The organism is Enterobacter sp. DC4, from assembly GCF_000568095.1.
In the GTDB taxonomy this organism is placed as follows: domain Bacteria; phylum Pseudomonadota; class Gammaproteobacteria; order Enterobacterales; family Enterobacteriaceae; genus Enterobacter; species Enterobacter pseudoroggenkampii.
In genome coordinates this window covers 439973-453827 of the sequence record NZ_AZUB01000001.1, presented here as the reverse complement: position 1 = coordinate 453827, position 13855 = coordinate 439973, and the positions used below count along the sequence as shown (strand labels likewise).

13 protein-coding genes are annotated in these 13855 nt (G+C 54.5%); 7 read left to right on the top strand and 6 right to left on the bottom strand.

The annotated features are described in order from the left end of the window. Positions 1-59 precede the first annotated feature (59 nt). On the top strand, positions 60-518 hold the full coding sequence (mgsA, locus tag P349_RS21900; protein ID WP_023311034.1) for a methylglyoxal synthase: 459 nt from the start codon (positions 60-62) through the stop codon (positions 516-518). Positions 519-576: 58 nt separating this feature from the next. On the opposite strand, the gene helD is transcribed toward mgsA, so the two are convergent. Further along, a complete protein-coding gene (gene helD, locus P349_RS21905; RefSeq protein ID WP_032649126.1) occupies positions 577-2631 on the bottom strand; it encodes a DNA helicase IV in 2055 nt (684 codons plus the stop codon). Positions 2632-2754: 123 nt separating this feature from the next. Between helD and P349_RS21910 the strand changes: the two genes are divergently transcribed. Both P349_RS21910 and yccS read left to right on the top strand, forming a co-directional pair. Beyond that, the gene (locus P349_RS21910) at positions 2755-3201 is read left to right on the top strand and encodes a YccF domain-containing protein (RefSeq protein ID WP_032649128.1); all 447 of its coding nucleotides are present in this window, start codon (positions 2755-2757) and stop codon (positions 3199-3201) included. 19 nt (positions 3202-3220) lie between these two features. Then, positions 3221-5383 (top strand): YccS family putative transporter, encoded by a 2163-nt coding sequence (gene yccS / locus P349_RS21915; protein WP_032649130.1) that lies wholly within the window; start codon positions 3221-3223, stop codon positions 5381-5383. Here yccS and P349_RS21920 read toward each other — a convergent pair. Next, on the bottom strand, positions 5340-5966 hold the full coding sequence (locus tag P349_RS21920; RefSeq protein WP_032649133.1) for a TfoX/Sxy family DNA transformation protein: 627 nt from the start codon (positions 5964-5966) through the stop codon (positions 5340-5342). The genes yccS and P349_RS21920 overlap by 44 nt on opposite strands. Positions 5967-6183: 217 nt before the next feature. On the opposite strand from P349_RS21920, the gene sulA reads away from it, so the two are divergent. Together sulA and ompA are read left to right on the top strand one after the other, a co-directional pair. Beyond that, positions 6184-6693 carry an SOS-induced cell division inhibitor SulA gene (sulA, locus tag P349_RS21925; protein WP_032649134.1) on the top strand — a complete coding sequence of 170 codons (510 nt, stop codon included), beginning with the start codon at positions 6184-6186 and terminating at the stop codon, positions 6691-6693. A 354-nt stretch (positions 6694-7047) separates the two neighbouring features. Then, on the top strand, positions 7048-8103 hold the full coding sequence (gene ompA / locus P349_RS21930) for a porin OmpA (protein ID WP_152540077.1): 1056 nt from the start codon (positions 7048-7050) through the stop codon (positions 8101-8103). Positions 8104-8166: 63 nt separating this feature from the next. Here ompA and matP read toward each other — a convergent pair whose 3' ends face one another. Next, complete coding sequence (matP, locus tag P349_RS21935; protein WP_008499929.1) at positions 8167-8619, bottom strand: macrodomain Ter protein MatP; 453 nt, start codon at positions 8617-8619, stop codon at positions 8167-8169. Between the two features lie 186 nt (positions 8620-8805). Here matP and P349_RS21940 point away from each other — a divergent pair, with 186 nt between their 5' ends. Together P349_RS21940 and fabA are read left to right on the top strand one after the other, a co-directional pair. Beyond that, on the top strand, positions 8806-10566 hold the full coding sequence (locus P349_RS21940) for an AAA family ATPase (protein ID WP_032649138.1): 1761 nt from the start codon (positions 8806-8808) through the stop codon (positions 10564-10566). 68 nt (positions 10567-10634) lie between these two features. Next, positions 10635-11153: a 3-hydroxyacyl-[acyl-carrier-protein] dehydratase FabA gene (gene fabA, locus P349_RS21945; RefSeq protein WP_008499931.1), complete on the top strand. Its 519-nt coding sequence runs from the start codon at positions 10635-10637 to the stop codon at positions 11151-11153. Between the two features lie 71 nt (positions 11154-11224). Here the strand turns inward: fabA and rmf are convergent, their stop codons facing one another. The 3 genes from rmf to pqiB form a co-directional block, all read right to left on the bottom strand. After that, positions 11225-11392, bottom strand: a complete 168-nt coding sequence (rmf, locus tag P349_RS0124015; RefSeq protein WP_013097261.1) for a ribosome modulation factor — start codon at positions 11390-11392, stop codon at positions 11225-11227. Between the two features lie 255 nt (positions 11393-11647). Further along, entirely contained in the window at positions 11648-12214 is a 567-nt protein-coding gene (gene pqiC / locus P349_RS21950; protein ID WP_032649140.1) for a membrane integrity-associated transporter subunit PqiC, read from the bottom strand. Next, a complete protein-coding gene (gene pqiB / locus P349_RS21955; protein WP_032649142.1) occupies positions 12211-13851 on the bottom strand; it encodes an intermembrane transport protein PqiB in 1641 nt (546 codons plus the stop codon). Before pqiB ends, pqiC begins: the two co-directional genes overlap by 4 nt. Positions 13852-13855: the final 4 nt, after the last annotated feature.

Genomic DNA, 13855 nt, shown 5'->3' with positions numbered 1-13855 from the left:
TCTTGCAGCGTCAGACAGTTCCCGTCATCGTGTAGGCAGTTAACCTGATGGATATGATTATGGAACTGACAACACGCACGCTACCTGAACGCAAACACATTGCGCTGGTGGCGCACGATCACTGTAAACAAATGCTGCTTAACTGGGTTCGCCGCCATCAGTCTTCGCTGGAAAAGCACGCTCTGTCGGCGACCGGTACCACCGGTAACCTGATCCAGCGCGAAACGGGTCTGCAGGTGAATGCCATGCTGAGCGGCCCGATGGGCGGCGATCAGCAGGTCGGCGCGCAGATCTCCGAAGGGAAGATTGATGTGCTGATCTTCTTCTGGGACCCGCTGAACGCGGTTCCGCACGACCCGGATGTCAAAGCCCTGCTGCGTCTGGCGACGGTGTGGAATATTCCGGTGGCGACAAACCTCTCGACGGCGGATTTCATCATCGAATCGCCGCAGTTTAACTCGCCGGTTGATATCCTTATTCCGGACTATCAGCGTTATCTTTCCGACAGATTGAAGTAGCTTTTTTGCCGGGTGGCGGCTACGCCTTACCCGGCCTACAAAACCTTGCCTGACGTCGTTATGGTTTACGCGCTACCGGCACATCAATACTCTTCAGGATATCGACAAACACGGATGGCTCCTCTTTATTGAACAGCAGCCACACGCGATGGCGCGCGCGGGTCATAGCCACATACAGCAAACGCCGCTCTTCGGCATCCGGGAAGTCTTCCGGCACCGGCAGCAAGGCCTGTTCCATTACCGACTCGCGGGCCGGAGCCGGGAAACCGTCGCTGCCCTCTTTCAGCCCCATGACAATCACATAGTCGGCCTGCTGCCCTTTGCTGGCGTGAACCGTCATAAATTCAAGCTGCAGCTTCGGCCAGCGGGTGGCCGCCTTTTCCAGCGCCTCGGGTTTGAGGTGATGGTAACGCGCCAGCACCAGGATACGCTCATCGGGCTTCGCATAGCCGCTGAGCTTGTCCAGCAGCGGTTCCAGCTGATCGTCCGCCAGCAGGGTCACGGCTTTTTTATCCCCTGCCCGCAGGCTATTGAGCGGTTTTGCCAGCTGATGCGGGTTCTGCTGGATAAAGCGGTTGGCGATTTCACCAATCCGTGAATTGAAGCGGTAGGTCGTGTCCAGATCGCTGCGATCGCCTTCGCCAAAATAGTGGTGGAATGCGGTTGTCAGGGAGAGCTGCGCCCCGCTGAAGCGATAGATGGCCTGCCAGTCGTCCCCCACCGCAAACAGCGAGGTATGTTTATTTTGCGCCCGCAGCGCTGAGAGCAACGCTGCACGCTGCGGAGAGATGTCCTGGAACTCGTCCACCAGAATATGTTTCCACGGGCTGACAAAACGTCCCTTCTCAAGAATGATGATGGCCTGATGGATCAGGCCGGAGAAATCAACGGCATTTTCCGCTTTCAGCGCGGTTTTCCAGGCTTTCAGTAGCGGAGCCATCAGCTTGACCCGCTTTGAAAACAGATCGCGGATCGCCTCCGGCGCGCTTTCAATCATCTCTGCCTGCGATCCACCGTGCATTCGCATCAGGCTGACCCAGCGGTCAAGTCGCGAACCCAGCCGACGCGCCAGCTTATCATCCTGCCAGAAGCTACCCTCTGGCACGTCCCAGCTGAGCTCCTCCTCCAGCCACTGACGCCACCCTTTTGCCTGCGCCTTTTTCTCACTGCACTGCTGGCGCCACGTTTTGATGAACAGCGCCTGACGCGCCTGCGCGTCGTTTTCCAGCTTACTGATGGAAGGCACTTTTTTACTGCCCTGCTGAATAATATGCAGCGCAAGGGCATGGAAGGTTCTGGCCGTGATATCCCGGGTGTGCAGGCGTTCCTGGATACGTTCGTCCATCTCCTGGGCAGCCTTGCGGCCAAAGGCCAGAAGCAGAATTTGATCGGCTACCGCTTCCCCGGTCGTCAGCAGCCAGCCGGCACGCGCCACCAGCACCGACGTTTTACCGCTACCGGCCCCCGCCAGCACCAGCAGCGACTGCTCGCCGTTGACCACCGCGCGCGCCTGGGCCGGATTGAGCGGTGACGATTCCACCGTACTGAAAAAGTCGGCATATTGGGTGAGCATGGCGTCCGTCCAGGCCTGATTATGGGCGAGACGGCTTTTATCCTTATCATTCAGCCAGGCCTGACACTGGCGCCAGGCGTCGCGACAGTTGTCAAACTCGTCGAGACGCGTCACGGAGAGCGGCAGCGCCGAGAGTGCCTGTCGGATCTTTTGCTGCAGCCCGGCGGTCTGCTGACGGGTCAGCCACGCGTGTTGCGCGTTGCTTTGCGCGATATCGTCCAGCACCTGCTGGAGCACCTGGGCGGCAATCACGCTCATATCCTGGCTCCACTGCTGCCAGAGCGCGTTCAGGTGATGGTGGAAACGCTGAGTTTCCGCCCACTCGGTGCCGTGAAGACGCACGACTTTATCGTCAGGCAGAACGAACTCCAGCTCGCCCCACACCAGCCCGCGTTTGCAGTGGATAGCCAGAAGCTGATTAAACGGAATAAGGTATTCGTGGCGTTCCCCGGAGACTTTCACCCCGGCATTAAGGAGAACAACCCTGTCGTAAGGGTGTTGCGCCAGGCGTTTGCCTAACGACGTTGCTTTCAGTTCCATGTTCCGCCAAATCCACGAAGAGATAATTTACCTGACAGTTTAACTGCCAGTTTTAAGGTGCTCCAGCCTAAAAAAACGTTACAATCATTGGGCGTTAATTTTATCGAAAGGAAGTGAGGGTTTATGCGTACCGTTCTGAATGTGTTGAATTTTGTGCTGGGCGGTTTTGCCACCACCCTTTCCTGGCTTTTTGCCACGCTGGTGAGCATCGTCCTGATTTTCACGCTTCCCCTGACCCGTTCCTGCTGGGAAATCACGAAACTCTCCTTAATCCCCTACGGAAATGAAGCCATCCACGTTGACGAGCTGAATCCGGAGAACAAAAACGCCCTGATGAATACGGGCGGAACCCTGCTGAACATTCTGTGGCTCATTTTCTTCGGCTGGTGGCTCTGCATCATGCATATTTTTGCCGGTATTGCACAGTGCATCACGATTATTGGTATTCCGGTGGGGATCGCGAACTTTAAGATCGCCGCTATCGCCCTTTGGCCCGTCGGTCGCAGGGTTGTTCCGGTAGAAGTGGCCCAGGCGGCGCGTGAAGCAAACGCTCGTCGTCGTTTTCAGTAAATAAGGACTGGCCGCATTTATGCTAAGCCCACTGCTTCGCCGTTATACCTGGAACAGCACCTGGCTTTATAACGTCAGGATATTCATCGCGCTTTGTGGCACGGTTGCTCTGCCCTGGTGGCTGAATGATGTCAAACTCACTATTCCGCTCACGCTGGGAGTGGTGGCCGGGGCGCTGGCGGACCTGGACGATCGTCTGGCCGGGCGTTTGCGTAATCTGGTCATTACGCTTGTCTGCTTTTTTATTGCGTCAGCGTCCGTTGAGCTGCTTTTCCCGTGGCCCTGGCTGTTTGCCCTGGGTCTTACCCTCTCAACCAGCGGGTTTATTTTGCTGGGTGGCCTTGGGCAGCGCTATGCCACCATCGCTTTTGGTGCATTGCTGATCGCCATCTACACCATGCTGGGCGTTTCCCTGTACGACCAGTGGTACCAGCAGCCGGTTCTGCTGTTGCTGGGTGCCATCTGGTATAACCTGCTGACGCTAACCGGTCATCTGATCTTCCCGGTTCGCCCTCTGCAGGATAATCTTGCCCGCAGCTTTGAGCAGTTAGCCCACTATCTGGAACTGAAATCCCGGCTGTTCGACCCGGATATCGAGGAAGAAAGCCAGGCGCCGCTCTACGATCTGGCGCTGGCAAACGGCCAGCTGGTTGCCACCCTTAACCAGACAAAAGCCTCTCTGCTGACCCGTCTGCGCGGCGATCGCGGTCAGCGCGGAACGCGAAGGACCTTACACTACTATTTTGCCGCCCAGGATATTCATGAACGCGCCAGCTCATCGCACGTTCAGTATGCCGCACTGCGCGAGAGGTTCCGCTACAGCGACGTGATGTTCCGCTTCCAGCGCCTGCTCTCCATGCAGTCTCAGGCGTGTCAGCGGCTCTCGCGCTCCATTCTGCTGCGCACGCCCTATCAGCATGATCCCCGCTTTGAACGGGTATTCAGCCACCTTGATGCGGCGCTCGACCGCGTTCAGGCCAGCGGAACGTCACCGGAACACATCAAAGCGCTGGGCTTTCTGCTGAACAACCTGCGGGCGATTGATGCACAGCTGGCGACCATTGAGTCCGAACAGGCGATGGCACTGCCGGGCAGTGAGGTTGAAAACCAGCTTGCTGATGACAGCGTGCACGGCGTTAGCGATATGTGGCTACGGCTGAGCCGCAACTTTACGCCGGAGTCGGCTCTCTTTCGCCACGCGGTGAGAATGTCGCTGGTGCTGTGCGTGGGGTATGCCTTTATTCAGATAACCGGACTGCACCACGGCTACTGGATCCTGCTGACCAGCCTGTTCGTCTGCCAGCCGAACTATAACGCCACCCGACATCGTCTTGCGCTGCGTATTATCGGTACGCTGGTTGGCGTCGCGATCGGCCTTCCGGTGCTCTATTTCGTGCCTTCCGTCGAAGGTCAATTGATTCTGATCGTGATCACCGGCGTGCTGTTCTTCGCGTTTCGCAACGTGCAGTATGCCCACGCCACCATGTTCATCACGCTGCTGGTGCTGCTCTGCTTTAACCTGCTGGGTGAAGGGTTTGAAGTCGCCCTGCCCCGTGTGATCGATACCCTGATTGGCTGCGCAATTGCCTGGGCCGCGGTCAGCTTTATCTGGCCGGACTGGCATTTCCGTAATTTGCCGCGCGTGGTCGACAGGGCGATGAATGCCAACTGTCGATACCTTGACGCTATCCTGGAGCAGTACCACCAGGGGCGCGATAACCGCCTGGCTTACCGGATAGCACGTCGTGATGCGCACAACAGTGATGCAGAACTGGCCTCCGTTGTCTCTAACATGTCAACGGAGCCTCGCGCCACGGCGGAAATTCGTGAGACTGCGTTCCGCCTGCTCTGCCTGAACCATACGTTTACCAGCTATATTTCGACGCTGGGTGCCCACCGTGAGAAACTCACCAACCCGGGTATTCTCAACCTGCTCGATGACGCCGTCTGTTATGTCGATGACGCGCTTCATCACCGCCCTGCCGATGAACCGCGCGTACAACAGGCGCTGAATGAACTGGCGCAACGCATTGCGCATCTTGACCCGGGAAACGACAGCAAAGCGCCGCTGGTTCTTCAGCAGATAGGCCTGCTTATCGCTCTGCTGCCTGAAATTTGCCGGCTGCAACAGCAAATCGCTATCTGGAGGAGTGATTCTCCTTTGGCTCAGGCAGCGCATTAAACCACTCCGTCAGCTCCCGGCGAATGCCTGCCGGGAGTGCCGCCTCATGCAGCCCCTCGATAGCCCCTTCGAGTGCGAAGAGGACTTTAATACTGAGCGCTTTATTTTTCGCCCGCATCTTCAGCCAGCTGGCTCTGGCGCCCAGCGCCCGCAGCGTTTCCTCATTAGTGATACCGGCTTCAAAAAGCAAGACTTCAAGCTGAAAGGTCAGGTTTGGCAGATCCTTGAGTCGATTTCGTTGATGGCGCTGATAGCGCTCTTTTCTTGCCGCACTGAGCGCAAACGAGGAGAGCTGAAGCAAGCGCTCCCTGTCCTGCCATAATCCGTCATCCACACGATAATAATTGAGCAGCACCGGGCGGCCTCGCTTCATCAATGTCAAAAATGAGGAGGCATTCTTTACACAGTATTTCGCACTCTCCTCACAAGCCCGAAGATAAAGCTCGCCATCAGACACCATGGCAAAAACCGCATCATCCACCGCCAGGGTGTAGCCGCCAAACAGCGCGCGAGGATGAATCTCGCCCAACGGGGAGAGGTATTCCTGGGATTTATAAATCCGTTCATAAGATATCTTTTTCATGATATTTCCCTTCAAAATCATAAAGTAACAACGAAATTTCTTACTAGCGGATCCGTTAGCAGGAAAATAGGCAACTTATCGCCGTTGAGCAAGATGATTTTTCCAGGGGCATCAAGATTGAATGAATTTTGCGAGTCGCTTTCCGAAAATGAGGTTGATCTTTATGCATACAGGGGTTACTGTATATTCATACAGTAACTACAGGGCTGGAATGAATATGCACACTTCAGGCTATGCAAATCGCGCAATCTCTCTCTCTTCTGCCGCAGGCAATGTCGCGCAGAATTCCGTCGAGCGTGTTTCCACAGGGCTTATCAGTGAAGTGGTTTATCGTGAAGACCAGCCCCTGTTGACGCAACTTCTGTTGTTGCCATTATTACAACAGCTTGGTCAGCAATCGCGCTGGCAGCTTTGGCTCACCCCTCAGCAAAAACTGAGCCGTGAGTGGGTTCAGTCCGCTGGCCTTCCGCTGACCAAGGTCATGCAGATTAATCAGCTCTCGCCGTGCGATACCGTTGAGTCGATGATCCGCGCGTTACGCACCGGAAATTACAGCGTGGTAATTGGATGGTTATCAGAAGAATTGACGGAAGAGGAACATTTCCGTCTGACTGAAGCCGCTGAAGAAGGGAGTGCGATCGGGTTCATTATGCGTCCGGTTCGATCGGATTCTTACCGCAGAGGACAACTTTCTGGGCTAAAAATTCACTCAAATTTGTATCATTGAGTGAAATTAAGATTTTTCCTGGAATTTTTTTCGACCACAAGATGGCATTAAAGTTCCCGGTCTGAAAATTGCGGCAAGGCTTGTCTGGTGCGGTTCTCCTTCATTTTATTGCACAAAATTCGTTCTAAAAATGTTAAATAATCGGTATACGGAACTTTTTTTTTCATATGCCTGACAGACTTCACACTTGTAAGTTTTCAGCTACGTTGTAGACTTTACATCGCCAGGGGTGCTCGGCCTAAGCCGAAGATATCGGTAGATTTATATTTGACCACGCCCCCCGGTGAAGGATTTAACCGTGATTCTCTCTTGAGACTTTCATGGCGAATTTTGGATGATAACGAGGCGCAAAAAATGAAAAAGACAGCTATCGCGATTGCAGTGGCACTGGCTGGCTTCGCTACCGTAGCGCAGGCCGCTCCGAAAGATAATACCTGGTATGCAGGTGGTAAACTGGGCTGGTCTCAGTTCCACGACACCGGCTGGTACGACAGCGCAAACAACAATGATGGCCCTACTCACGAGAGCCAGCTTGGTGCAGGTGCGTTCGGTGGCTATCAGGTTAACCCGTATGTTGGTTTTGAAATGGGTTACGACTGGTTAGGTCGTATGCCATACAAAGGCGACAACGTAAACGGCGCTTTCAAAGCACAGGGCGTTCAGCTGACCGCTAAACTGGGTTACCCAGTAACTGACGATCTGGACGTGTACACCCGTCTGGGTGGTATGGTATGGCGCGCTGACTCCAGCAACAGCCGTGCTGGCGACGATCATGATACCGGTGTTTCCCCAGTATTCGCTGGTGGCGTTGAGTGGGCTATGACCCGTGACATCGCTACCCGTCTGGAATACCAGTGGGTTAACAACATCGGCGACGGCAACACCGTTGGTGTTCGTCCAGACAACGGCATGCTGAGCGTAGGTGTTTCCTACCGTTTCGGCCAGCAGGAAGAAGCAGCACCAGTTGTTGCTCCAGCGCCGGCTCCAGCTCCAGAAGTACAGACCAAGCACTTCACTCTGAAGTCTGACGTTCTGTTCAACTTCAACAAAGCGACTCTGAAACCAGAAGGTCAGCAGGCACTGGATCAGCTGTACTCTCAGCTGAGCAACCTGGATCCTAAAGACGGTTCTGTAGTGGTTCTGGGCTTCACCGACCGTATCGGTTCTGACGCTTACAACCAGAAACTGTCTGAGAAACGTGCTCAGTCTGTTGTTGATTACCTGATCTCTAAAGGTATCCCAGCTAACAAGATCTCCCCACGTGGTATGGGCGAATCTAACCCAGTTACTGGCAACACCTGTGACAACGTGAAAGCTCGCGCTGCACTGATCGACTGCCTGGCTCCAGATCGTCGCGTAGAGATCGAAGTTAAAGGCATCAAAGACGTTGTAACTCAGCCAGCGGCATAAGTTATCGTCTTATAAAAAAACCCCGCCATGCGGGGTTTTTTATTGTCTGAAGGAAAGAAAAATCTATTTTTTACCCAACAGAGCCTGAAGGTCGTTCTTCAACGTCGACATCTGGTTGGCGTACTTCTCTTTATGTTCGGCATCCTCAATCAGCTGCACGATGGTTTCGGACAGCGTTTTGCCCCGTCGTTGTGCCAGCCCGGCCAGGCGCTGCCAGACAACAAATTCCAGGTCGATTGATTTTTTGCGAGTGTGCTGATGCTCAGCATTAAAATGCCGTTTGCGTCGCGCGCGGATCGTTTGCTTCATCCGGTTTAACAACGCAGGATTGATGTGTTTCTCAATCCAGCCGTTAACCTGTACCGGTTCATTTTCGAGGGTCAGCAAAATATCCACGGCTTCTTGCGCAGCGCTGGCTTCGATGTAGCAGGTGATCAGCTCCCCTTCACGGTGCTTTTTGACCAGGTACTTCCATTTCCAGCCGCTTTCGAGATTTTCCAGTTGTTGATATTTCATTGCGATCTCAGTGTTACCACGTAACTCTGTTCAGAATATCAGTTTTTTAGCAATCTGCTGAAAAGAAATCATATCCTGTGAGTGAATGCAGCCAATCGCCCTGTCGAAATACCCAATCCTGCTTGGGTACAGCCCCCCGCTTACGGTATACTCCACGCTTTTACATCTGACTAAAAAACATCAACTTTGACCATTACGAAACTTGCATGGCGTGACCTTGTTCCGGATACCGAAAGTTATCAGGAACTGTTTGCACAGCCCGAACTCGCAAAAGAACACGAATTCATCCTTAGCGATACGCAGCCCCGTTTGCATTACGCGCTGGAGCAGGTCTTAAGCCCATGGACAACTGCGCCTTTCATGCTGCTCAAAGCCCCGGAAGAAGCGGAATACCTGACGTTGTTCGGGGATGCCGTGCGTCAGTTAAAGCCGGAAGCGAATGCCGTTTTTGGCGGCCAGTATCGTATCGCGGGACACGATGTCACTTTCGAACCGGCGGCACAGGCCGACGGCCATTTTGCCGCTAAGGGCGAGGTGATTACCGCTAACTGGGTTGAGGCTGAACAACTCTTTGGTTGTCTGCGCCAGTTTAACGGCGAGCTTTCGCTGCAGCCTGGGCTGGTACATCGCGCAAATGGCGGTGTTCTGATCATCTCACTGCGTACCCTGCTCTCGCAGCCGCTGCTGTGGATGCGTCTGAAAACCATCGTGCGCCAGCAGCGTTTCGACTGGGTCGGCTACGATGAGTCTCGTCCTCTGCCCGTCTCTGTTCCGTCTATGCCGCTGTCGCTGACCGTCGTGCTGACGGGCGACCGTGAATCGCTGGCGGACTTCCAGGAAATGGAGCCGGAACTGTCTGAGCAGGCGGTGTATAGCGAATACGAAGACAATATCCAGATTGCTGATGCCGACGATATGGCGCAGTGGTGCCAGTGGGTGATGGCCGTTGCTGAACGTTCTGCGCTGCCAACCCCTGCGGCTGACGCATGGCCGGGCTTAATCCGCGAAGCAGTACGCTACACCGGTGACCAGGAAACGCTGCCGCTTTGCCCGCTCTGGATCGGCAAACAGCTGCGTGAAGTGGGTGTAATCAGCGGTGACGGGGCGTTCACCGGCGAACAGCTCACTCAGATGCTGGCACAGCGTGAGTGGCGAGAAGGCTATCTTGCTGACCGTATGCAGGATGAAATTCTGCTCGAACAAATTCTGGTGGAAACCGAAGGCGAACGCGTCGGGCAGATTAACGCCCTGTCGGTGATTGAATTTCCTGGCCATCCGCGCGCGTTTGGGGAGCCATCCCGTATCAGCTGCGTTGTGCACATTGGCGATGGCGAGTTCACCGATATTGAACGGAAAGCCGAGCTGGGCGGAAACATTCATGCCAAAGGCATGATGATCATGCAGGCGTTTTTGATGTCGGAGCTGCAGCTTGAGCAACAGATCCCCTTCTCCGCCTCGCTGACGTTTGAGCAGTCCTACAGCGAAGTGGATGGCGACAGCGCCTCTATGGCCGAGCTGTGCGCCTTAATCAGCGCCCTGGCGGAAGTGCCCATCAATCAGAACATCGCGATCACCGGTTCGGTGGACCAGTTTGGCCGCGCCCAGCCAGTGGGAGGCCTCAACGAGAAAATTGAAGGCTTCTTCTCTATCTGTCAGCAGCGCGGTTTAAACGGCAAGCAGGGTGTGATTATCCCGGCACCCAACGCACGCCATTTAAGCCTCAGTCAGGAGATTCTGGATGCGGTGGAACAAGAGCAGTTCGCTATCTGGGCCATCGAAGGGATTGAGGATGCACTACCCTTACTGACAAACCTGGTATGGGACGGCGAAGGGCAAACCACCCTGATGCAGACTATCCAGGAGCGCATTGCTCAGGCGACACAGCAGGATGCTCGTCATCGTTATCCATGGCCGTTACGCTGGCTGGGCTGGTTTAGTTCGAACTGATCGGACTTGTTCAGCGTACACGTGTTAGCTATCCTGCGTCCTTCACTAAAATAAGGCTTACTGAGAACATGGTAGATAAACGCGAATCCTATACAAAAGAAGATCTTCTTGCCTCTGGTCGCGGTGAACTGTTTGGCGCAAAAGGCCCACAGTTACCGGCCCCGAACATGCTGATGATGGACCGTGTCGTGAAAATGACCGAAACCGGCGGCAACTTCGATAAGGGTTACGTAGAAGCAGAACTCGATATCAACCCGGACCTGTGGTTCTTCGGTTGCCACTTTATTGGCGATCCGGTAATGCCTGGCTGTCTGGGCCTGGATGCCATGTGGCAGCTGGTTGGCTTCTATCTGGGCTGGCTGGGCGGCGAAGGTAAAGGCCGCGCACTGGGCGTGGGCGAAGTCAAATTCACTGGCCAGGTTCTGCCTACAGCGAAGAAAGTGACCTATCGTATTCACTTCAAGCGCATCGTTAACCGCCGCCTGATTATGGGCCTGGCAGATGGCGAAGTGCTGGTAGACGGGCGTCTGATCTATAGCGCAAGCGACCTGAAAGTTGGCCTGTTCCAGGATACTTCTGCGTTCTGATTGTACTTTTCGCACTCCCGGAAAGGCGAAACCTCCGCATTGCGGAGGTTTCTTTTTTGAAAGAGACGTTATCAGGCTATGAGTGCCCTGTCGCCGATGGCTTCTCGCCAGCCTCCAAGCCATTGTGACCTTTGATTTATCGTCTGATAAGGACACATTTCTTTAGAACGTCCAGCGATGCCGGCCTGATAACCACGTTGATGAGCCCGTTCCAGGCGATCTCGTTTCTGTCTCTTCATGCCTCGTTTCCCTCATTCTTTTGTCTGGTGGAAAGAAAACAGTGTCTGCACTCAATGTACAGGCACAGATAACGAATACCCCGAATTAGCCCCATCGTCAATGTTCAAAATTCATACGGGTGTCATATTTGTGAGCTACCTGGAAGTTCATTTGTACAAAAATTGTGATGCAGCACAAGTAACAATCTGAAGTGAAAACGAAAAAAAACCGCAATCAGCGAGATGCCAACTGCGGTTTTTGATGATGAATTTTACTTATGGCAGCCGGGAAATTTCCCTCGCGATGCTGGCCGACTCCTGTGCCCAACCCTGAGCCAGGACTTTCACCATTTCGTCATAGCCATCTTTCTGCTGCTTCAGCTCCAGATGGAAAGGACGCTTAATCAGCTGTCCCTGATGATTCAGCAACCACTCCCCGCTGATCACCACCGCACCATCATAACGGCCGTGGAAGCCCGTTACGGTAACGTTCAGCGTATCCTGGTCGTTACCCAACGGCTGCGACGCGACAACCCAACCCGGTAGCTGACTGCCCAGATTGGCCACCAGCGTGTTGCGCAGCTGTTGATCCAACGGGCTGGCCCACAGGTTGTTTGTCGCAATCACGTATTTAACGTCGCTGGTCTGATAGACCACGCCGTTTCCTGCCAGATAATCCGGCACCGCAACCTGCTCAACCCACAGCTGACGGTTTCCCTGGCTGGCCGTGCTTTGCCCACCGCTGTGGGTCGCCACAGGCAGCTGATAGTAGCTTTTATTATCTACTCCTGAACTGCACGCCGTTAACAGCAGAGCACCAATCATCAATAGCCACTTTTTCATTCTTTTGCCCTCTTCGGCTCAGGATCCTTTTTATCTTTCGCTTCGAACACCAGCGCATTGCTCTTCTCGTTGAGCGTTTTCAGCACCGGCTGCAGTTCACGTAAGACCTGATCAAGACGCTGCATATCTGCCACCATCTTGTTGTAGGCCGCTGAACCCGGCTGGAAGCCCTGCATACTGCGGTTCAGCTCACGCAGCGTTTTCTGCATGTCCTGCGGAAGCTGCTGCATGCTCTGGCTCGCCGTAATCTTGTTGATGTTATCCAGCGTGGTTTGCAGACGCTGCATTGTCTCCTGGCTCTGATGCAACGACCCGGTCGCCGCTTCAATCATCGGGTTCAGTGGCAGATTGTTGATCTTATCCAGCGTCTCCATCAGACGCTGCTGGATCTGCGCCAGGCCGCTGCTCACCGTTGGGATGATCTTATAGCCACCGAATTCACGGATACCAGTAATCGGCGGTGCTTTCGGGTAGAAGTCCATATCCACATACAGCGCACCGGTGACCAGGTTGCCGGTTTTCAGCGACCCGCGCAAACCGCGTTCCATCAGTTGGTTGATATGGGCAGCAATATCCTGATTTTCGCCAATCTGGTTAAGCAGGCGCTCCGGCTCAATGCGGATCAGCACCGGAATACGATAATCATCATCCAGCATCTGGCTCAGGCCCGGGACGAAGAACGGAACTTGTCCAACCGTACCGAGACGAATACCGCGGAACTCAACAGGCGCCCCCGGCTGCAGACCGCGGACGGAATCTTTGAAGAACATCAGGAAGTCGACGTGATCGGTATAGAGCGCATCCTGAATGCTTTTTTGATCGTCAAAGAGACGGAAAGCGGTGTTCTCTGCGACAGGCTGACCCAAATCCAGGCCTTCCGGCACGTCAAAACTCACGCCGCCGCCAAACAGCGTGGTCAGCGAACCCATTTCAACGCGCATACCTGCCGAGGTCAGATCCACCGCGATCCCGCTGTCTTTCCAGAAACGGACGTTGCTGGTGACCAGTCGATCGTTTGGCGCATTGATAAAGAGCTGATAGCTGATCGCGCGTTTCTGCGGATCAAACGTGCTTTTCTCAACCGATCCCACGCGGTAGCCGCGGAACAGGACCGGGTCGCCCGCCGTAAGCTGACCTGCTTTTTTACTGTCGAGGATCACGCGGATACCCTTGGCATCAGGTGGTGCAAGCGGCGGTGAATCCAGAAGCTGGTATTTGGCTGGCTGGTTACCCTTAGCGCCAGGCTGCAGCTCAATGTAGGCGCCCGAAAGCAGCGTCCCTAAGCCGCTGATTCCCTCACGCCCCACCTGCGGCTTAACGACCCAGAAAACGGAATCGCCGTGCAGCAGTTTTTCCATGCCGGCATTAAGGCGCGCCTTGATCTCCACATGGGTTAAATCGTCGGTCAGGGTTGCACTTTCCACCACGCCCACATCCACGCTTCGGCTTTTGATAGTCGTTTTACCGCCCTCAATCCCCTCGGCATTGGTGGTTATCAGCGTGACTTCCGGTCCCTGATGGCTGTAATGATAAAACAGGATCCATGCACCGATCAGCGCAGTCACGATGGGGAAAATCCACACCGGCGACCAGTTTTTGACCTTCTGCACTTTCGCCTCTCCACTCTTATTTTCCATGCTC